Genomic DNA, 19,054 nt, shown 5'->3' on the forward strand with positions numbered 1-19,054 from the left:
GGGTGGGGCACTCTGAATTCAGGAGGGGGACTGTTGCGCGTCGCGCAGGTGGCGCCACGCGCGATAGAGGGCTTCGGGGCTGCCGAAGGCGCCGGCCTTGGTGACGATGCCGGGCCGGTGGCCGCCCGCCGGGGCCAGGGGATGGCTGAGGACGCTGCCGGCCTCGATCTCGCCGACCAGCTGCAGGCCGTCGATGCCGACCGCGCCGAGCATCGCCCGCGCGGTTTCGCCGCCGGTGGCGACCAGGCCGCCGACCCGATGGAAATACGGCTTGAGCAGGGCGGCGAGATTGGCCGAAAGCAGGGCGCCTTCGGCGGGATCGGGGCGTTCGTCGCGGCCGATGCGCAGCAGCAGGTCGCGGCCTTGGTCGAGCAGCGCGCCCACCTGCGCCTGCCAGTCCGGCCAGTCGGCATGCTCGCTGCCCTGGCGCAGCACGGCCGGCGGCAGGCTGAGCTGGCGGATGTCGCTGCGCCGCTGGAGTTCCTCGCATTGCCGGTCGGCGACGGCGGAAAGGCTGCCGGCCAGCACCACGGTCGCCAGTTGCGATGGGAGATGGCCGGTCTCGACGGCTGCTGTTTGCGAAGGGGAGGGCGCAGGCGCTTCGGTTATCTGCCTTGCCAGGCCCCCGGAGCCGATCCAGAACGCCCGGAGTTCCGCCTCCGCCGTTTCCCGTGCCAGCAGGCGCAGGTCCTCGGCCGTCTCGGCGTCGAAGATCAGGGCCTGGACGCCGCGCTCCAGGGCCGACTGGATGACTCGCCCCGCCGACCGGCGCAGCTGTTCCAGAGCGCAGTGTTCGACGCGCAGCCCGGCGGCGCCGAGCATCCTGGCCATGTCGGCCGGCGCATCGGCATGTTCCAGGCGCCAGGTGTCGGTGCTTTCCAACGGCGCGCCGTGTACCAGCACCTGGCCGTCACGCACCGTGCGGCCCATTTCCGGAAAGGCGGGGGCGACCAGCGCCAGGCCCGCCAGGGGATGCAGCGCGGCGACTTCCGCGGCCCAGTTGCCGCGCAGGGTCGAGTCGATCTTCTTGTACAGCCGCTGGCCCGGCCTGGCCAGGGCATGGAAGGCCGCGACGCTGCGCTGCGCGGCCTGTGTGGCGTCCAGGCGGCGGCTGTCGGTATCCACGGCGATGACCTCGACCTGCGCCTGCGTCGGCCGGGCGTCGAGCATCACCAGGCTTCGCCAGCCGCGGCTGGCGAAGCCCACGGCGCAGTCCGCCGCGCCGGACAGGTCGTCGGCGATGATCAGCATGTTCATCGGGGCGACTCCGACGCCATCGAGTCGCGCTGCCCGGCGCTTTCGGCCCGCTGCCTGACACGCTTGGCCAGGGTGGAGACCAGCACGGGCGTGAGGATGGCGGTGACCACCACGCAGGAGGCGACCAGCATGGTGGCGCTGGCGGCGGCCGGGGCGTAGACCGGGTTGGCGGCGGCGACCAGGGCCGGCACGGCTGCGGCATTGCCCGCCGTGGTGGCCGCCGCGGCGCCGGCGACGCCAGTGCCACCGGTCAGGCGGTCGGCGAAGTACAGCGGGATGCCGGTCAGCACCACCACCGCCACGCCCATCAGAAGGCCGAGCACGCCGGCCTGCCAGACCTTGTGCAGGTCCAGGCTGGCCCCTAGGGCGAGGGCGAAGAAGGGGATCAGCACCGGCACCGCCTTGCCGAGGAATTCGCGCATTTCACGGTCGAGGTTGCCGATGAGGATGCCCAGCAGCAGCGGCAGTATCGCCCCCAGCAAGGTCGGCCAGGGGAAGGCCGAGAGCCCGGCGACGCCCAGGGTGAGCATGGTCAGGAAGGGGCCGGACTCCAGGGACATCACCGAATAGGCGCCGACGTCCTCGGGGCGGCCGTATTGGCCCATCAGCGCCATGTACAGGCCGCCGTTGGTGTCGTTCATCGCCGCCACCACGGCCAGCGTGGACAGGCCGGCGAAGAAGCCGGCCGAGATGGGTTGTTCCCCCAGGAACTGGCCGAGCAGGATGCCGAGGAGCATCGCCGTGCCGACCTTGGTCGCGAACAGCGCGCCGCCTTTCTTCAGCAGGTAGGGCGTGGTGCGGACGTTGATGCTCGCGCCCATGCAGACGTAGAACACCGCGAGTATGGGCAGCGCGCCGGTGAACAGGGCATTGGTGAAGGAGCCGAAGAATTTCGGCGTGTCCGGCGCGAAGGTGGCCACCAGCGAACCGAGCAGCAGCGGGACGATCATCATGCCGCCGGGAATACGCTCGATCGTGCGCTTGATCGGGATCTGGATCATGGGCAGGTACCTGTTCGTTCTTGTTCGACTTGTTGTAGGGGGATTTGATCGAATCGCTCATGCATTTGATTGATTTGATCATCAGGATGCGATTTAAAGGATAAGTTCTGCGCAAGTCAATCATGAGCTTGCGCATTTCGATCAGTAGAGGATGGCTGGCAGGTCGCGGAGGGCGGCGGCTGGAGGGCTGGGCGGGGTGCGAGAAGGGGCGGGCTTCAGCGGGCGGACGAGCTGGCCGGCGCCAGTTCGACGGTGGCCATGGGCAACTGGCGGAAGGGTTCGAGCGTTCTTTCGTCCGGCGTCGAGGTGATCAGGCGCCATTCCCGCTCCAGCGGCGTCCAGTGCTGCTGGCGCGCGCGGCCCAGCTTCTCGGCGTCGGCCAGTATGTACACCTCGGCCGCCCGCCTGATCACGCATTCCTTGAGGTAGGCCTGCTGGGCGTTGGCTTCGCAGAGGCCGAACCCGGCGACGACGCCGTCGGCGCCGAGGAAGGCGCGGTCGAAGCTCAGCCGGCTCAGCGACAGTTCCGCCAGCGGGCCGAAGGTGCTCATGCCGGTGCTGCGCAGGTCGCCGCCGATCAGGGTGATGCGCACGCCCGGGGCATTGGCCAGCGCGGTGAGCGCCAGCAGGTTGTTGGTGATGACGTGCAGGTTCTGCAACGTGCGCAGATGCGCCGCCAGCGCCGCGCAGGTGGTGCCGCTGTCGAGGAAGATGCTGTCGCCCTCGCGGATGTGCGCGGCCGCGGCCCGGGCGATGGCCATCTTTTCCTCGCGGTGGCTGGCGTTGCGCTCCTCCAGGCTGGCTTCCGGCTCGTGGGTGCCGATCAGCGCGGTGGCGCCGCCGTGGGTCCGCACCAGCCGCCGCTGTTGGGCCAGCAGGCTGAGGTCGCGGCGCACGGTGGCCTCCGAAACGCCCAGGGCGGCGCCCAGTTCTTCCACGCTGGTGTCGCGGTGGCGAACGAGGTCGAGGATGGCGCGCTGGCGGTCGGTCGGTTTCATGGCGGTCTCGCTTTGCTGTCGGGGCTGCCGGTTGGCCGTTGCGCAGGCCGCCCGCGGAGGCGGGCGGGGCGGGCTAGCGGGGGCTGAGGATAGTATCGCGCGCCTCGGGCAGCAGCCCCGGGTAGTCCAGGGTGTAGTGCAGGCCGCGGCTTTCGTGGCGCTGCATGGCCGAGCGGATGATCAGGTCGGCGACCACGGCGAGGTTGCGCAATTCGATCAGGTCGCGGCTGACCTTGTAGTTGCTGTAGAACTCGTCGATCTCGCTGAGCAGCATCTGCACGCGGTGCTGGGCGCGCTGCAGGCGCTTGGTGGTGCGCACGATGCCGACGTAGTCCCACATGAAGCGCCGCAGTTCGTCCCAGTTGTGCGCGATGATCACGTCCTCGTCCGAGTCGGTGACCTGGCTTGCGTCCCAGCTCGGCAGGGCCGGGGTGGCCGGGGTGCTTTCCAGGCGCGCCTGGATGTCGGCGGCGGCGGAGCGGGCGTAGACGAAGCACTCCAGCAGCGAGTTGCTGGCCATGCGGTTGGCCCCGTGCAGGCCGGTGAAGCTGGTTTCGCCGATGGCGTAGAGGTGCGGCACGTCGGTGTGGCCGTGCTCGTCCACCAGCACGCCGCCGCAGGTGTAGTGGGCGGCCGGCACCACCGGGATGGGCTCGCGGGTGATGTCGATGCCGAAGGTCAGGCAGCGCTCGTACACCGTGGGGAAGTGTTCCTTGATGAACTCGGCCGGCTTGTGGCTGATGTCCAGGTACACGCAGTCCACGCCCAGGCGCTTCATCTCGTGGTCGATGGCGCGCGCGACTATGTCCCGCGGGGCCAGTTCGGCGCGCGGGTCGAAGCGCTTCATGAAGCGCTCGCCGTTGGGCAGGCGCAGGTAGGCGCCTTCGCCGCGCAGCGCCTCGGTGATGAGGAAGCTCTTGGCCTGCGGGTGGTACAGGCAGGTGGGGTGGAACTGGTTGAATTCCAGGTTGCCGACGCGGCAGCCGGCGCGCCAGGCCATGGCGATGCCGTCGCCGGAGTTGCCGTCCGGGTTGCTGGTATAGAGGTAGACCTTGCTGGCGCCGCCGCAGGCGAGCACGGTGAAGCGCGCCGAGAAGGTGTCCACCTCGCCGCTGTCGCGGTTCAGCACGTAGGCGCCGAGGCAGCGCTGGCCGGGCAGGCCGAGCTTGCGTTCGGTGATCAGGTCGACCGCCACGCGCTGCGCCAGCAACTCGATGTTCGGGCGCTGCCGGGCCTGTTCCAGCAGGGTGTTGAAGATGGCCGCGCCGGTGGCGTCGGCGGCATGGATGATGCGCCGGTGGCTGTGGCCACCCTCGCGGGTGAGGTGGAATTCGAAGCCGTTGTCCTCGCGGCCCGCCTCGCTGTCGCGGGTGAAGGGCACGCCCTGGTCGATCAGCCACTGGATGGCCTCGCGGCTGTGCTCGACGGTGAAGCGCACGGCGTCTTCCCGGCACAGGCCGGCGCCGGCGTCCAGGGTGTCCTGCACGTGGGACTCGACGGTGTCGGTGTCGTCCAGCACCGCGGCGACCCCGCCCTGGGCCCAGAAGGTCGAGCCCTGGGACAGTTCCCCCTTGCTCAGCACGGCGATGCGCAGGTGCTGCGGCAATGTCAGGGCGAGGCTGAGGCCCGCGGCCCCGCTGCCGATCACAAGGACGTCGTGATGAAAGTGCTCGCTCATGCCCGGATTCCGATTGGTGGCGGCCTAGTATATAGAAGGGGGGATCGGCACAATAGCGGCCTTGTGCCTGCCGCCGTATTTCTGGCGCAAGCCCCGGCGTTCATGCGCCAGGGGCGGCAGGTGGAACTATTTCAGTCTTTCTGGTTCTAACGGTGAATGTCCGAAACCTTCTTGCAACGGGGTTCCCGACGCGCGAGAAGGCTGTGGTTGTTCGCCGATTGCAGTGGATTTTCAAAGGCTTGGACAATGGGTCCGGCCGGGTCGCGGTGAAGCGACAAAAAAACTGTGCGGCGTACGCTTGGAGGGGAGAACTTTTGCAAGACATCCGAGTCTATCTTGGCAGAGCGATTCTGCAGGGTGCTCGCAGCTCCTCCGGGCTTGTTGAGGAGCATGCATGCTAACCCAGGAACAGGATCAGCAACTGGTTGAACGGGTACAGCGCGGAGACAAACGGGCTTTCGATCTGCTGGTGCTGAAGTACCAGCACAAGATCCTCGGGTTGATCGTGCGGTTCGTGCACGACGCCCAGGAAGCCCAGGACGTTGCGCAGGAGGCTTTCATCAAGGCGTATCGCGCCTTGGGCAACTTCCGCGGTGACAGTGCCTTTTATACCTGGTTGTACCGGATCGCCATCAATACCGCGAAGAACCACCTGGTGGCGCGCGGTCGGCGACCACCGGACAGCGATGTGACAGCCGAGGATGCGGAGTTCTTCGATGGCGACCACGCCCTGAAGGACATCGAATCGCCGGAACGGGCAATGTTGCGGGACGAGATCGAGGAAACGGTCCATCGCACCATCCAGCAACTGCCAGAGGACCTGCGCACGGCATTGACCCTGCGCGAATTCGAGGGATTGAGCTACGAGGATATCGCCACCGTGATGCAATGCCCGGTGGGTACGGTCCGCTCACGGATCTTCCGTGCGCGGGAAGCGATAGACAAAGCCTTGCAGCCGTTGCTGCATGATGAACAGCCCTGAATACGGCGGAACAGCCAAGAGAGGTACGCCATGAGTCGTGAAGCCCTGCAGGAGTCGCTGTCCGCACTGATGGATAACGAAGCGGACGAACTCGAACTGCGCCGGGTACTCGCAGCCTGCGGTGAAGACGCGGAAATGCGTGCCGCCTGGTCGCGCTATCAACTGGCCCGGTCGGTGATGCACCGCGAGCCGGTGCTGCCCAAGCTGGACATCGCCGCCGCGGTGTCGGCTGCGCTGGCCGAGGAGGCCGCCCCGGCACAGCCGCGGCGCAATCCGTGGCGCAATGTCGGGCGCGTGGCGGTCGCCGCATCGGTGACACTGGCCGTGCTGGCGGGTGTTCGTCTATACCATCAGAATGATAGCGTTGCTCCGAGCCTGGCCCAGCAAGGCGCCACGCCGCAGATCACCCTGCCGCAGGTGCAGGGCCCGGCGGTACTGGCCGGCTACAGCCAGGACGAGGACGCACCGCAGGTCATCACTGGTGGCGCGGGCAGCCCCACCACCTGGCATGAACAGCGTCTTCCGGGATATCTCCGCCAGCATGCCCAGCAGTCGGCGGTGAACGGTGCCGACAGCGCCCTGCCTTACGCGCGAGCCGCCAGCCTGGAAAGTCGCTGAAACCCCTTTAAGGAGCGTCATGCGCGCCACCTTCCTGTTGTTCTTCCTGGGCGGTCTGCTGGCAATGCCGGTACAGGCCGCCGACGTTCAGGCGTGGGTCAAGCGGCTGACCGAGGGCCAGCAGCGACAAAGCTTCCAGGGCACCTTCGTCTACGAGCGCAACGGCATCTTCTCCACCCATGAGGTCTGGCGTCTGGTCGAGCCCGACGGCTCGGTGCGCGAGCACTGGCTGCAACTGGACGGCCCGCGCCAGGAAGTGGTCAAGCGCGATGGCGTGACCCAGTGCATCGCCGGCGGCATGGCCGGGCAACTGGGCGCCGGGCAGCTGTGGCCGGTGCGCAAGCTGGTCTCGGACGACCTGGCTTCCTGGTACGACATCCGCATGGTCGGCCAGTCCCGCATCGCCGGGCGCGCGGCCACGGTGATCGGGCTGATCCCCCGCGACCAGTACCGCTACGGCTTCGAGCTGCACCTGGACCAGGAAACCGGCTTGCCGCTGAAGTCGCTGCTGCTCAACGACAAGGGCCAGCCGCTGGAACGCCTGCAGTTCACCCAGTTCAGCACCGCGGCGCCGGACGACAGCGGCCTGCAGCCCTCCGAGGCCTGCCAGGCGGTTCCCGCGGGCAAGCCGGACGCCCCGGTCGCCAGCAGCTGGCGCTCGGAATGGGTGCCGCCGGGTTTCACCCTGAACAACACCTATGAGCGCCGCAGTCCGGTATCGGACGACCGCGTCGTCAGCATGGACTACGGCGATGGCCTGGCGCGTTTCTCGATCTTCATCGAGCCGCTGCACGGCGCCAGGATCGACGACGCGCGCACCCAACTGGGCCCGACCTCGGTGGTGTCCAAGCGCCTCAACACCGAAGATGGCGGCATGATGGTCACCGTTGTCGGCGAGATTCCCACCGGGACCGCCGAACGCATCGCCATGTCGGTGCGTCCGCAGGCGCCCGCCCAGGGAGCCGCCGCGCAGTGATCGAAGAGCGGGGTCGGGTGATCGGCGTCGAATCCGCAGCGGTGCGGGTCCAGACGCTGCGCCAGGGCACCTGCTCAGCCTGCAGCGCCAAAGCCGGATGCGGCCAGGGATTGTTGCAGCAATTGGGCTCCTCTGCGGGGCGCGGCGAAGTCCGCGCCCTTTCTGCTTTCCAGCTCGGGGTGGGTGACGAGGTGGTGCTCGGCATACGCGAGGACCTCTTGTTGAAATGCGCCCTGATGTTCTATCTATTCCCCCTGCTCGGCCTGTTCGCCGCTACGCTGCTCGCGTGGTGCGCCGGCCTCGCCGAGCCCTGGTTGATCCTGGCCGGCCTCGCGGGTTTCTTCGTGACCTGGCTGTGGGTACGGCGCCATGCCCGGCGCCATTCGGATGACCCGGCGTTGCAGCCGGTTGTGCTGCGCACGCTGGTCACAGGGGCCGAGGGCCCCGCCTAAGTCCACTTCCCTTTGAATACGGGAGCAGTAGTCCATGCAAACCCTGAAACGCAGTATGGCCGCGATGGTCGCCCTGCTGGCCTTGAGCCTGTCGGTGGTCGCCCGCGCCGAATTGCCGGATTTCACCCCGCTGGTGGAGAAGGCTTCGCCGGCCGTAGTGAACATCAGTACCACCCAGAAGGTGCCGGACCAGGTCGCCAGCGCTCAGATGCCCGACCTGGAAGGCCTGCCGCCGATGTTCCGCGACTTCATCGAGCGCAGCATGCCGCGTGGCCAACGCCCGCCGCGTGGGGCGCAGCGCGAGGCGCAATCCCTGGGTTCGGGGTTCATCATTTCCGATGATGGCTACGTCCTGACCAACAACCACGTGGTCGCCGACGCCGACGAGATCGTCGTGCGCCTGTCCGACCGCAGCGAGCACAAGGCCAAGCTGATCGGCGCCGATCCGCGCAGCGACGTGGCCCTGCTGAAGATCGAGGCCAAGGGCCTGCCGACCCTCAAGCTGGGCGATTCCGACAAGCTCAAGGTCGGTGAGTGGGTGCTGGCCATCGGCTCGCCGTTCGGCTTCGACCACTCGGTGACCGCCGGCATCGTCAGCGCCAAGGGCCGCAGCCTGCCGAACGAGAACTACGTGCCCTTCATCCAGACCGACGTGGCCATCAACCCGGGCAACTCCGGCGGCCCGCTGCTGAACCTGCAGGGCGAGGTGGTCGGCATCAACTCGCAGATCTTCACCCGCTCCGGCGGCTTCATGGGCCTGTCCTTCGCCATCCCGATCGACGTCGCCATGAACGTGGCCGACCAGTTGAAGAAAGGCGGCAAGGTCAGCCGCGGCTGGCTGGGCGTGGTGATCCAGGAAGTCAGCAAGGACCTCGCCGAATCCCTCGGCCTGGACAAGCCGGCCGGCGCCCTGGTGGCCCAGCTGGTGCAAGACGGCCCGGCGGCCAAGGGCGGCCTGCAGGTCGGCGACGTGATCCTCAGCCTGAACGGCCAGACCATCAACGAGTCGGCCGACCTGCCGCACCTGGTCGGCGGCATGAAGCCGGGCGACAAGGCGGCCCTGGACGTGTTCCGCGATGGTTCGCGCAAGACCCTGAACATGACCATCGGCAACCTGCCGGACGAGGACGACGAAGTCGCCGCCGTCGAAGGGCAGGGCGCCGAGCGCAGCAGCAACCGCATGGGCGTGACCGTCGCCGACCTCACCGCCGAACAGCGCAAGTCGCTGGACATCAAGGGCGGCGTGGTGATCAAGGACGTCCAGGACGGCCCGGCGGCGATGATCGGCCTGCGTCCGGGCGACGTCATCACCCACCTGAACAACCGCACGGTGGATTCCGCCAAGGCCTTCTCCGACATCGCCAAGGCGCTGCCGAAGGGCAAGTCGGTGTCCATGCGCGTTCTGCGCCAGGGGCGTGCCAGCTTCATTACCTTCAAGCTGGGGGAATGACTGGCGGGTAGGTAGGCCGGAAAAGGGTCGTGCCACTGGGGCATCCGGTGTGGCCGATGAATCCAACCGCGGACGGGGTCCGCTCCTACGACGTGCTTCCCTGAACCGTAGGAGCAACTGTCTGCGTCGAGGTGCTTTTCGTAGGATGGGTTGAGCTTGCGAAACCCATGCGGTTGCGCTGATGGGTATCGCTTCGCTCAACGCCATCCTACGAAAAACCGTGCTTCCTGGAAGCGTAGGAGCGGGCTCTGTCCGCGATTCGGCGGATAACGCCGCACGCAGAAACCTCCGGGCGCACCGGAATACCTCTGAAGGCCAAATGAAAAACGCCGTTTCCCCCTCAGGAAACGGCGTTTTTTTAAGTGCGTTCAGCGCAGCTCAGCGGAACGCCCAGCGCACCCCCAACCAGGCGGTACGTGGCGCCCCCGGAGCAACGAAGGTTTCACCCACGGAATTGCTCCGCCTGCCATTGACCGTGCCATTGCCGGCAGCGCCATCGGTACGCATCACGCCATTGTCGTCGAACGGATTGGCGCCAAGCATGCCGGCCGTGGCGTACTCCCGGTCGAACAGATTGTTGACCTGGGCGAAGACGCGCCACGCCGGGGTGAGCTGGTAGGCGCCGTTGAGGTTGAACACGGTGTAGCCGCCGATCTCGCCGCCACCCTGGTATAGGCCGCCACTCTGGTGGTCGTTGTTCTCGTTGCCGCGCACGTAGGAGCCGGAGACGCTGATGGCATCGGCGCCGAGGCTCAGGCGCTCGGTCACCGCGTAGTCGGCCGACAGCTTGAGGATGTTGCGCGGGATCAGCGGAATGCGGTCGCCGGACTTCACGCTGATGTTGCCGTCCTCCGCGCTGCTGTTGGCCTCGCCCAGGAAAGTTTCGCCCGAGCGGTAGGTGGCGTCGATGAAGGTGTAGTTGGCGGCCAGCGCCCAGTCGCCCCAGTTCCCGGAAATGCCGGTTTCGATGCCGCGCCGGCGGGTTTCGCCGAAGTTCGCGAAGTAGCCGCTGCCGCTGGTGCTGGACGACACGAACATGATGTCGTTGCTGTTGCGCGCGCTGAACAGCCCGGCGTTCCACTGCACGTTGTTTCCGATCAGGCCGCGCAGGCCGGCTTCCCAGGTGCGCGTCACCACCTGTTCCAACGGCGGATCGCCGGCCATGGAGTTGGGCAGGCGGCAGGGCGACTCGGGGTTGGCGCAGCCCAGCTCGATGGTGGTCGGGGCCCGGCTGCCTTCGCTGTAGCCGACGTAGGTGGTCAGGCTGGGCGTCGGGCGGAAGGTCAGGCCGATGGCCGGGTTGAAGCGGTTGAAGCTGTGCTTGCCGCTGAGCGAGGCGTTATCGTCGACGGTGTCGCCCAGGGCGTCGCCGTCGAGTTCGTAGTGGGACAACTGGTCGTGGTTGCGCACCGAGATGTCGTTGTAGCGCCCGGACAGCGTGAGATCCAGCGTCGGGGCCAGGCTCAGGGTGTCGCTGCCGTAGAGGCTCCAGGTGCGGGTGTTGCCCTTCAGGCGCGCGGCGCGGTCGTCCAGTTCGCCGTCCAGGTTGAAGGCGTTGCCGGCTTCGGCGTACACGCCCGTGCCGACGATGCCGCGGTCGGCGGTGAGCGCGCCGTATTCGGCCGACTGCCGGAAGCGTACCTGGCTGTAGTCGAAGCCGCCGCCCAGGGACAGCAGGTTTTCCTTGCCGAACAGGCGGTTGCGCAGCGAGAACTGCTCGAACAGGCCGATGTTGCTCTGGGTGGTACTGGTGCGGTTGATCATCCCGGTGCATTTCTCGCCGGGTTCGCCGCCCGGCTCGAACTGCGCGGCGCAGGCTGCCAGGTTCGCCGCGGTGGTGTAGCTGCCGGCCGTCGGCAGGATGTTCTGCCCGGCTTCGCCGATGCCCTCGGGCAGGGACTCGTCGTTGATGTCGCCGTTGAAGGTGTCGGTCTTGATGTGGCGGTAGTAGAGGTTGCCGGAAGCGCTCAGGTCGTCGCTGTAGTCGTGGTTCCACTGCAGGTTGAGGAAGTTGGCGGTGTTCTGCGTGTTGTCCGGGTAGGTGTACACGCTGTCGCGGTCGCGGCGCAGGAAGCTCTCGGGGACCATGCCGTTACCGTTGAGGTCGCTGTCGGCGAAGCTGTAGGTCAGCTTCAGGTCGGTGGCCTCGCCCTGCCAGCCGAGCTTGCCGAACAACTGCTGCGCGTCGGAATCGGAGTGGTCGCGCCAGCCGTCTTCCTCGAAATGGGTGCCGGCGAAGAACCAGTCCCATTGCCCCTCGCTGCCGCCGTATTCGGCCTCGCCGATCCTGCGCCCGTAGGAGCCCAGGGTGGCCTGGACGGCGCCGCCGGGGTTGTCGCGGCCATTCTTTGTCTGCACCGAAAGCGCGCCGCCCAGGGTGTTGAGGCCGAACAGCGGGTTGCTGCCGGGCATCAGTTGCGCGCCGGCGATGGCGTTGTCGGGGATCAGGTCCCAGCTGACGACGTCGCCGAACGGCTGGTTCATGCGCACGCCGTCGAGGTACAGCGACAGCCCCTGGGGCGTGCCGAGCAGCGGCGAGGCGGTGAAGCCGCGGTAATTGATGTCCGGCTGCAGCGGGTTGTTCTGGATCTCGTTGACGTAGACCCCGGCGCTGCGCCGCTTGAGATAGTCGGCCAGGTCCAGCGCCTGGCTTTTCTGCATGTCCTCGCCGCTGAAGGTCTGTACCGGCGCGGCGATCCGGTCGCGGGAAACGCCCAGCGAGGGCAGCGGCAGGCTGCTGATCACCTCGGTCTGCCCCAGCGACAGGGGCTGCTCGCCGTCCGCTGCGCGGGCGGGCAGGGCGAGGCCGGCGGCATGGGCCACGAGCAGGGCGAGGGCGCTCGGGCCGAAGGGGTGGCGTCTGGGCATGGCAGTGCTTCCTGGTTCTTGTTGGCGTTATGGAGCGGCGCGGCCGAATCGCTCCGCCGCGCCAGGGCCAGGCGCGCAGGTGCTCGGTGGGGAGGGGTGGCCTTGGCCGGCGTGCGGCTGCACGGAGGACACTAGGGCCCTGGGTGGGGTGGGAAAATCCTACGTTGGATGCGGGCGCATCGTACGAACGTACTGGATGGCGGCCGCTGGGCGTCGGCAGCGCTGCGGCGCAGGGTGACGCCTGGCTGCGGATTCAGGTAAACTCCCCGGCTATTTTTCGGCGGATCGCCGCCTTCAGCCTTCCGAGTGTGTCAAGCCGTGAGTGACCTGAGTCATATCCGCAACTTCTCCATCATCGCCCACATCGACCATGGCAAGTCGACCCTGGCCGACCGCTTCATCCAGATGTGCGGTGGTCTGTCCGACCGCGAGATGGAAGCGCAGGTCCTCGACTCCATGGACCTGGAGCGCGAGCGGGGCATCACCATCAAGGCCCACAGCGTCACCCTGTACTACAAGGCCAAGGACGGTAAGACCTACCAGCTGAACTTCATCGACACCCCCGGCCACGTCGACTTCACCTACGAAGTCAGCCGCTCCCTGGCTGCCTGCGAGGGCGCGCTGCTGGTGGTGGACGCCGGCCAGGGCGTCGAGGCGCAGTCGGTGGCCAACTGCTACACCGCCATCGAGCAGGGCCTGGAAGTCATGCCCGTGCTGAACAAGATGGACCTGCCGCAGGCCGACCCGGACCGGGTGAAGGACGAGATCGAGAGCATCATCGGCATCGACGCCACCGACGCCGTGGCCTGCTCGGCGAAGAGCGGCATGGGCGTGGACGAGGTGCTCGAACGCCTGGTGCAGACCATCCCGGCGCCCGAGGGCGAGATCGAGGCGCCGTTGCAGGCGCTGATCATCGACTCCTGGTTCGACAACTACCTGGGCGTGGTCTCGCTGGTGCGCGTCAAGCACGGCCGCGTCAAGAAGGGCGACAAGATCCTGGTGAAGTCCACCGGCAAGCTGCACCAGGTGGACAGCGTCGGCGTGTTCTCGCCGAAGCACACCGAGACGCCGGACCTCAAGGCCGGCGAAGTGGGCTTCATCATCGCCGGCATCAAGGACATCCACGGCGCGCCGGTGGGCGACACCCTGACCCTCAGCACCACCCCCGACGTGGCCGTGCTGCCCGGCTTCAAGCGCATCAAGCCGCAGGTCTACGCCGGCCTGTTCCCGGTCAGCTCCGACGACTTCGAGGACTTCCGCGAAGCCCTGCAGAAGCTGACGCTGAACGACGCCGCCCTGCAGTACGAGCCGGAAAGCTCCGAGGCCCTGGGCTTCGGCTTCCGCATCGGCTTCCTCGGCATGCTGCACATGGAGATCATCCAGGAGCGCCTGGAGCGCGAATACGACCTGGACCTGATCACCACGGCGCCCACCGTAATCTTCGAAATCGTGCAGAAGAACGGCGACATCCTCTATGTCGACAACCCGTCCAAGCTGCCCGACCTTTCGTCCATCGACGAGATGCGCGAGCCCATCTGCCGGGCCACCATCCTTGTGCCTCAGGAGCACCTGGGCAACGTCATTACCCTGTGCATCGAGAAACGCGGTGTGCAGCGTGACATGCACTTCCTCAGCGGCCAGGTCCAGGTGATCTACGACCTGCCGATGAACGAAGTGGTGCTGGACTTCTTCGACCGTCTGAAGTCGACCAGCCGCGGCTACGCCTCGCTGGACTATAGCTTCGACCGCTTCGAGCCGGCCAACCTGGTCCGTCTCGACGTGCTGATCAACGGCGAGAAGGTGGACGCCCTCGCCCTGATCGTCCACCGCGACAACGCTCCCTACAAGGGGCGCCAGCTGGTGGAGAAGATGAAGGAACTGATCCCGCGTCAGATGTTCGACGTCGCGATTCAGGCGGCCATCGGCGGGCAGATCATCGCTCGTTCGACGGTCAAGGCGCTCAGGAAGAACGTGCTGGCCAAGTGCTATGGTGGTGACGTGAGCCGTAAGCGCAAGCTGCTGGAGAAGCAGAAGGCCGGTAAGAAAAGGATGAAGCAGGTCGGTAGCGTGGAGATTCCCCAGGAAGCCTTCCTCGCCGTGCTCAAAGTGGACAGTTAGATTCTATGACGCTGAATTTCCCGCTGTTGCTGGTGATCGCCGTCGCCCTGTGCGGCGCCCTGGCCCTGGTCGACCTGGTGCTCTTCGCACCGCGCCGCCGGGCCGCCATTTCCGCCTACCAGGGCTCGGTCACCGAGCCCGATCCGGAAGTGCTGGACAAGCTGAACAAGGAACCCGTGCTGATCGAGTACGGCAAGTCCTTCTTCCCGGTGCTGTTCATCGTGCTGGTGCTGCGGTCCTTCCTGGTCGAGCCGTTCCAGATCCCCTCCGGCTCGATGAAGCCCACCCTCGAGGTCGGCGACTTCATCCTGGTCAACAAGTTCGCCTACGGCATCCGCCTGCCGGTGCTGGACGCCAAGGTGATCCCGGTCGGCGACCCGCAGCGCGGCGACGTCATGGTGTTCCGCTACCCCAGCGACCCGAACATCAACTACATCAAGCGCGTGGTCGGCGTGCCGGGCGACCGCATCCGCTACACCAGCGACAAGCGCCTGTACGTCAACGACCAGTTGGTGGCCGAGCAACTGATCGGCGAGGAGCCGGGCAGCCTGGGCAGCGTGACCCTCTACCAGGAGAAGCTGGGCGAGGCCGAGCACCTGATCCGCAAGGAGATGACGCGCTACCGCGTGGAGCCGGGCAAGGAGTGGACGGTACCCGCCGGGCACTACTTCATGATGGGCGACAACCGCGACAACTCCAACGACAGCCGCTACTGGAACGATCCGAAGATCCCGAAGGAGCTGCTGGGCATGGTTCCGGACCGCAACATCGTCGGCAAGGCCTTCGCCGTGTGGATGAGCTGGCCGGACCCGAAACTGCGCAACCTGCCGAACTTCTCGCGGGTCGGCGTGATTCACTGAATGTGAGATGCGTCGAGCGCCGGCCGCCGGTCGGTGCTAGAACGAAGGGCGGGGCGGCACGCGGGGAGCGGGTCTGCCCCGCTTGCACTTGGAACCGCCGGTGGCGGGGGATGAGAACCATACCGACATGAGGTCAGCATGAAGTACGCAGGTTCGCAGAAGGGGATGTCGTTGCTGGGTTGGCTGGTGGTGCTGGCCATTGTGGCCTTCCTGGCCAGTACCGCATTCAAGATCATTCCGCACTACCTCGACTACTACGCCATCGAGAAGGCCATCAAATCGGTGGAAACCGACAAGGCGGCGGATGTGCGCAGCGTCCCGGAGTTCTACTCTTACGTGGACAAGGCGCTGACCATCAACAACATCCGCGACCTCAAGCTCGAGGACGCGCTGACCGTGGAACAGGACAACAACGAGTTCCGCGCGCACCTGAAGTATGAAAAACGCGAGCCGCTGATCGAGAACCTCGACCTGGTGGTCCACTTCGACAAAGAATTCCGTGTAAGAACGCCGTGAGCAATACCCTGGATCGACTCGAGCGCAAGCTCGGCTACACCTTCAAGGACCAGGACCTGATGGTCCTGGCCCTGACCCATCGCAGCTTCGCCGGGCGCAACAACGAGCGCCTGGAGTTCCTCGGTGACGCCATCCTCAACTTCGTCATCGGCGAAGCCCTGTTCAGCCACTTCCCGCAGGCCCGCGAGGGCCAGCTGTCGCGCCTGCGCGCACGGCTGGTCAAGGGCGAGACCCTGGCCCTGCTGGCCCGTGGCTTCGAACTGGGCGACTACCTGCGCCTGGGCTCGGGCGAGCTCAAGAGCGGCGGTTTCCGCCGCGAGTCGATCCTCGCCGACGCCATGGAAGCGCTGATCGGCGCCATCTACCTGGACACCGGCATGGATTCCGCGCGCGAGCGCATCCTCGCCTGGCTCGGCCCGCAACTGCGCGAGCTGACCCCGGTGGACACCAACAAGGACCCCAAGACGCGCCTGCAGGAGTTCCTGCAGTCGCGCGCCTGCGAGCTGCCGCGCTACGACGTGGTGGACATCCAGGGCGAACCGCATTGCCGGACCTTCTTCGTCGAGTGCGAAGTGGCCCTGCTGAACGACAAGACCCACGGGCACGGCGGCAGCCGCCGCATCGCCGAGCAGGTGGCCGCCGCCGCCGCGCTGGTGGCCCTGGGCGTGGAGAATGGCCATGACTGAACAACACGACGACATCAGCCGCTGCGGCTACGTCGCCATCGTCGGCCGCCCCAACGTGGGCAAGTCGACGCTGCTCAACCACATCCTCGGGCAGAAGCTGGCCATCACCTCGCGCAAGCCGCAGACCACCCGCCACACCCTGCTCGGCATCAAGACCGAAGGCGCGGTGCAGGCGGTGTACGTCGACACCCCCGGCCTGCACAAGGACAACGACAAGGCGCTGAACCGCTACATGAACCGCTCCGCCAGCGCCGCGCTGAAGGACGTCGACGTGGTGATCTTCGTCGTCGACCGCCTGCGCTGGACCGACGAGGACCAGATGGTCCTGGACCGCGTGCAGCACGTCAGCTGCCCGGTGCTGATCGCGGTGAACAAGGTCGACCGCCTGGAAGACAAGGCCGAGCTGCTGCCGCACCTGCAATGGCTCACCGAGCAGTTGCCCAAGGCCGAAGTGGTGCCGATCTCCGCCCAGCACGGGCAGAACCTAGACCTGCTGGAAAAACTGGTGGCCGAGCGCCTGCCGGAAAGCGAGCACTTCTTCCCCGAAGACCAGATCACCGACCGCAGCAGCCGCTTCCTCGCCGCCGAGCTGGTGCGCGAGAAGATCATGCGCCAGCTCGGCGCCGAGCTGCCCTACCAGATCACCGTGGAGATCGAGGAGTTCAAGCAGGAAGGCCGCGTGCTGCACATCCACGCGCTGATCCTGGTGGAACGCGAAGGGCAGAAGAAGATCATCATCGGCGACAAGGGCGAGCGCATCAAAAGCATCGGCCAGAGCGCGCGCAAGGACATGGAAGTGCTGTTCGACTCCAAGGTCATGCTCAACCTCTGGGTCAAGGTGAAGGGCGGCTGGTCCGACGACGAACGCGCCCTGCGCTCGCTCGGCTACGGCGACCTCTGACACCCACCCGCGCGGCCCGCTCCAACGGGCCGCCTGAAGGCCGCACCCGCGCATGAGCCTCGTCAGCGTTCCCCTGCCGACCTTCATCCTGCACAGCCGCCCGTACAAGGAAACCAGCGCGCTGGTGGACTTCTTCACCCCCGAAGGCCGCCTGCGCGCGGTGTTGCGCGGCGCGCGCGGCAAGTCCGGGGCGCTGGCGCGGCCGTTCGTGCCGCTGGAGGCGGAATTCCGCGGCCGCGGCGAGCTGAAGAACGTCAGCCGCCTGGAAGCCGCCGGCATTCCCAACCTGCTGGCCGGCGAGGCGCTGTTCAGCGGCCTCTACCTCAACGAACTGCTGATTCGTGTGCTGCCGGCGGAAGTCGCCCATCCCGGGTTGTTCGAGCACTACCGCGCGACCCTGCCGGCGCTGGCCGCCGGGCGCCCGCTGGAGCCCTTGCTGCGTGCCTTCGAATGGCGGCTGCTGGACGAGCTGGGCTATGGTTTCGCCCTCGATCGCGATATTGTCGGACAAGATATCGTCCCCGGCGGCCTCTACCGCCTGCTGCCCGACGCCGGCCTGGAGCCGGTGGGCGGCTTCCAGCCGGGCCTGTTCCACGGCGCCGACCTGCTGGCCATGGCCGAGGCCGACTGGAGCGCCCCCGGCGCCCTGGCCGCGGCCAAGCGCCTGATGCGCCAGGCCCTGGCGCCGCACCTTGGCGGCCGACCGCTGGTCAGCCGCGAACTCTTCATGAATCGCAAGGAACCTCCCCGTGACTGAAGCCAACCGCATCCTCCTCGGCGTCAACATCGACCACGTCGCGACCCTGCGCCAGGCCCGCGGCACCCGCTACCCGGACCCGGTGAAAGCGGCGCTGGACGCCGAGGAAGCCGGCGCCGACGGCATCACCGTGCACCTGCGCGAGGACCGCCGGCACATCCAGGACCGCGACGTGCGCGTGCTCGCCGAGGTGCTGCAGACGCGCATGAACTTCGAGATGGGCGTGACCGAGGAGATGCTGGCCTTCGCCGAGGCGATCCGCCCGGCCCACGTCTGCCTGGTCCCGGAAACCCGCCAGGAACTGACCACCGAGGGCGGCCTGGACGTGGCCGGCCAGGAGGCGCGCATCCACGCCGCGGTGCAGCGCCTGGCCGCCGCCGGCTGCGAGGTGTCGCTGTTCATCGACGCCGACCCGCGGCAGATCGAAGCCTCCGCCCGCGTCGGCGCGCCGGCCATCGAACTGCACACCGGGCGCTACGCCGACGCCCACGGCGCGGCGGAAACCGCGCTGGAACTGGCGCGCATCCGCGACGGCGTGGAGGCTGGCCTGTCCCACGGGCTGATCGTCAACGCCGGCCACGGCCTGCACTACCACAATGTCGAGGCGGTGGCGGCGATCGCCGGCATCAACGAACTGAACATTGGCCACGCCCTGGTGGCCCATGCGCTGTTCGTCGGCTTCAAGCAGGCGGTGGCGGAGATGAAAGCGCTGATCGTGGCGGCGGCCAAGCGCTGAGCCCTAGGGGGTCCGGGCGCGGCCTCGGCGTTGGTGGAGGCCGCGGTGTATCGGCGTATAACCGCGAACGGTTATACGCCCTACGCTGAGGCTGCTTTTCGTAGGATGGCGTTGAGCGAAGCGATACCCATCAGCGCAACCTCCGGCGTTGGCGGAGGCGGCGGTGTATCGGCGTATAACCGCGAACGGTTATACGCCCT

General features: G+C 67.1%; 17 protein-coding genes. 12 read left to right on the forward strand and 5 right to left on the reverse strand.

Annotation, left to right across the window (positions count from 1 at the left end; genetic code table 11):
- Positions 1 to 18: 18 nt before the first annotated feature.
- The 4 genes from QSJ95_RS13865 to nadB all read right to left on the reverse strand — a co-directional run bounded on the left by QSJ95_RS13865 (position 19) and on the right by nadB (position 4,934).
- Positions 19 to 1,257, reverse strand: coding sequence for a four-carbon acid sugar kinase family protein (locus tag QSJ95_RS13865; protein ID WP_285643062.1), 1,239 nt, complete (start codon positions 1,255 to 1,257; stop codon positions 19 to 21).
- On the reverse strand, positions 1,254 to 2,258 hold the full coding sequence (locus QSJ95_RS13870) for a 2-keto-3-deoxygluconate permease (RefSeq protein ID WP_058073178.1): 1,005 nt from the start codon (positions 2,256 to 2,258) through the stop codon (positions 1,254 to 1,256). Before QSJ95_RS13870 ends, QSJ95_RS13865 begins: the two co-directional genes overlap by 4 nt.
- A gap of 215 nt (positions 2,259 to 2,473) precedes the next feature.
- Positions 2,474 to 3,256 (reverse strand): DeoR/GlpR family DNA-binding transcription regulator, encoded by a 783-nt coding sequence (locus tag QSJ95_RS13875; protein ID WP_285643063.1) that lies wholly within the window; start codon positions 3,254 to 3,256, stop codon positions 2,474 to 2,476.
- A gap of 73 nt (positions 3,257 to 3,329) precedes the next feature.
- The gene (gene nadB, locus QSJ95_RS13880) at positions 3,330 to 4,934 is read right to left on the reverse strand and encodes an L-aspartate oxidase (protein WP_009616433.1); all 1,605 of its coding nucleotides are present in this window, start codon (positions 4,932 to 4,934) and stop codon (positions 3,330 to 3,332) included.
- Positions 4,935 to 5,328: 394 nt separating this feature from the next.
- On the opposite strand from nadB, the gene rpoE reads away from it, so the two are divergent.
- From rpoE to QSJ95_RS13905, 5 genes are read left to right on the forward strand one after another with little or no spacing between them, the layout of a single operon-like run.
- Positions 5,329 to 5,916: an RNA polymerase sigma factor RpoE/AlgU gene (gene rpoE / locus QSJ95_RS13885; RefSeq protein ID WP_009616435.1), complete on the forward strand. Its 588-nt coding sequence runs from the start codon at positions 5,329 to 5,331 to the stop codon at positions 5,914 to 5,916.
- Between the two features lie 30 nt (positions 5,917 to 5,946).
- Complete coding sequence (locus QSJ95_RS13890) at positions 5,947 to 6,534, forward strand: sigma-E factor negative regulatory protein (RefSeq protein WP_043271382.1); 588 nt, start codon at positions 5,947 to 5,949, stop codon at positions 6,532 to 6,534.
- Positions 6,535 to 6,553: 19 nt separating this feature from the next.
- A complete protein-coding gene (locus QSJ95_RS13895) occupies positions 6,554 to 7,510 on the forward strand; it encodes a MucB/RseB C-terminal domain-containing protein (protein WP_009616439.1) in 957 nt (318 codons plus the stop codon).
- A complete protein-coding gene (locus QSJ95_RS13900; protein ID WP_009616441.1) occupies positions 7,507 to 7,962 on the forward strand; it encodes a SoxR reducing system RseC family protein in 456 nt (151 codons plus the stop codon). The genes QSJ95_RS13895 and QSJ95_RS13900 overlap by 4 nt, the downstream gene beginning before the upstream one ends.
- Before the next feature lie 34 nt (positions 7,963 to 7,996).
- Positions 7,997 to 9,412 (forward strand): DegQ family serine endoprotease, encoded by a 1,416-nt coding sequence (locus QSJ95_RS13905; RefSeq protein ID WP_009616442.1) that lies wholly within the window; start codon positions 7,997 to 7,999, stop codon positions 9,410 to 9,412.
- Between the two features lie 378 nt (positions 9,413 to 9,790).
- Here the strand turns inward: QSJ95_RS13905 and QSJ95_RS13910 are convergent, their stop codons facing one another.
- On the reverse strand, positions 9,791 to 12,280 hold the full coding sequence (locus QSJ95_RS13910; RefSeq protein ID WP_285643064.1) for a TonB-dependent receptor: 2,490 nt from the start codon (positions 12,278 to 12,280) through the stop codon (positions 9,791 to 9,793).
- Positions 12,281 to 12,598: 318 nt separating this feature from the next.
- Here QSJ95_RS13910 and lepA point away from each other — a divergent pair, with 318 nt between their 5' ends.
- From lepA to pdxJ, 7 genes are all read left to right on the forward strand, one after another.
- A complete protein-coding gene (lepA, locus tag QSJ95_RS13915) occupies positions 12,599 to 14,398 on the forward strand; it encodes a translation elongation factor 4 (RefSeq protein WP_009616447.1) in 1,800 nt (599 codons plus the stop codon).
- 5 nt (positions 14,399 to 14,403) lie between these two features.
- Positions 14,404 to 15,258 carry a signal peptidase I gene (lepB, locus tag QSJ95_RS13920; RefSeq protein ID WP_009616449.1) on the forward strand — a complete coding sequence of 285 codons (855 nt, stop codon included), beginning with the start codon at positions 14,404 to 14,406 and terminating at the stop codon, positions 15,256 to 15,258.
- Positions 15,259 to 15,396: 138 nt separating this feature from the next.
- Positions 15,397 to 15,774, forward strand: coding sequence for a DUF4845 domain-containing protein (locus QSJ95_RS13925; protein WP_009616451.1), 378 nt, complete (start codon positions 15,397 to 15,399; stop codon positions 15,772 to 15,774).
- Positions 15,771 to 16,460: a ribonuclease III gene (rnc, locus tag QSJ95_RS13930; protein ID WP_009616452.1), complete on the forward strand. Its 690-nt coding sequence runs from the start codon at positions 15,771 to 15,773 to the stop codon at positions 16,458 to 16,460. Before QSJ95_RS13925 ends, rnc begins: the two co-directional genes overlap by 4 nt.
- Positions 16,453 to 17,361 (forward strand): GTPase Era, encoded by a 909-nt coding sequence (era, locus tag QSJ95_RS13935; RefSeq protein WP_058487298.1) that lies wholly within the window; start codon positions 16,453 to 16,455, stop codon positions 17,359 to 17,361. The genes rnc and era overlap by 8 nt, the downstream gene beginning before the upstream one ends.
- Positions 17,362 to 17,413: 52 nt before the next feature.
- On the forward strand, positions 17,414 to 18,118 hold the full coding sequence (gene recO / locus QSJ95_RS13940; RefSeq protein ID WP_009616456.1) for a DNA repair protein RecO: 705 nt from the start codon (positions 17,414 to 17,416) through the stop codon (positions 18,116 to 18,118).
- Positions 18,111 to 18,854, forward strand: a complete 744-nt coding sequence (pdxJ, locus tag QSJ95_RS13945; RefSeq protein WP_009616458.1) for a pyridoxine 5'-phosphate synthase — start codon at positions 18,111 to 18,113, stop codon at positions 18,852 to 18,854. Before recO ends, pdxJ begins: the two co-directional genes overlap by 8 nt.
- Positions 18,855 to 19,054 lie beyond the last annotated feature (200 nt).

It is taken from the genome of Pseudomonas sp. NBRC 100443 (assembly GCF_030268185.1).
In the GTDB taxonomy this organism is placed as follows: Bacteria; Pseudomonadota; Gammaproteobacteria; order Pseudomonadales; family Pseudomonadaceae; genus Pseudomonas; species Pseudomonas citronellolis.

What these genes read in the sequence shown, in the direction of transcription:
- QSJ95_RS13865 (WP_285643062.1), bottom strand. Translation starts at nt 1,257, where the DNA reads ATGAACATGCTGATCATCGCCGACGACCTGTCCGGCGCGGCGGACTGC.
- QSJ95_RS13870 (WP_058073178.1), bottom strand. Translation starts at nt 2,258, where the DNA reads ATGATCCAGATCCCGATCAAGCGCACGATCGAGCGTATTCCCGGCGGC.
- QSJ95_RS13875 (WP_285643063.1), bottom strand. Translation starts at nt 3,256, where the DNA reads ATGAAACCGACCGACCGCCAGCGCGCCATCCTCGACCTCGTTCGCCAC.
- nadB (WP_009616433.1), bottom strand. Translation starts at nt 4,934, where the DNA reads ATGAGCGAGCACTTTCATCACGACGTCCTTGTGATCGGCAGCGGGGCC.
- rpoE (WP_009616435.1), top strand. Translation starts at nt 5,329, where the DNA reads ATGCTAACCCAGGAACAGGATCAGCAACTGGTTGAACGGGTACAGCGC.
- QSJ95_RS13890 (WP_043271382.1), top strand. Translation starts at nt 5,947, where the DNA reads ATGAGTCGTGAAGCCCTGCAGGAGTCGCTGTCCGCACTGATGGATAAC.
- QSJ95_RS13895 (WP_009616439.1), top strand. Translation starts at nt 6,554, where the DNA reads ATGCGCGCCACCTTCCTGTTGTTCTTCCTGGGCGGTCTGCTGGCAATG.
- QSJ95_RS13905 (WP_009616442.1), top strand. Translation starts at nt 7,997, where the DNA reads ATGCAAACCCTGAAACGCAGTATGGCCGCGATGGTCGCCCTGCTGGCC.
- QSJ95_RS13910 (WP_285643064.1), bottom strand. Translation starts at nt 12,280, where the DNA reads ATGCCCAGACGCCACCCCTTCGGCCCGAGCGCCCTCGCCCTGCTCGTG.
- lepB (WP_009616449.1), top strand. Translation starts at nt 14,404, where the DNA reads ATGACGCTGAATTTCCCGCTGTTGCTGGTGATCGCCGTCGCCCTGTGC.
- QSJ95_RS13925 (WP_009616451.1), top strand. Translation starts at nt 15,397, where the DNA reads ATGAAGTACGCAGGTTCGCAGAAGGGGATGTCGTTGCTGGGTTGGCTG.
- era (WP_058487298.1), top strand. Translation starts at nt 16,453, where the DNA reads ATGACTGAACAACACGACGACATCAGCCGCTGCGGCTACGTCGCCATC.
- recO (WP_009616456.1), top strand. Translation starts at nt 17,414, where the DNA reads ATGAGCCTCGTCAGCGTTCCCCTGCCGACCTTCATCCTGCACAGCCGC.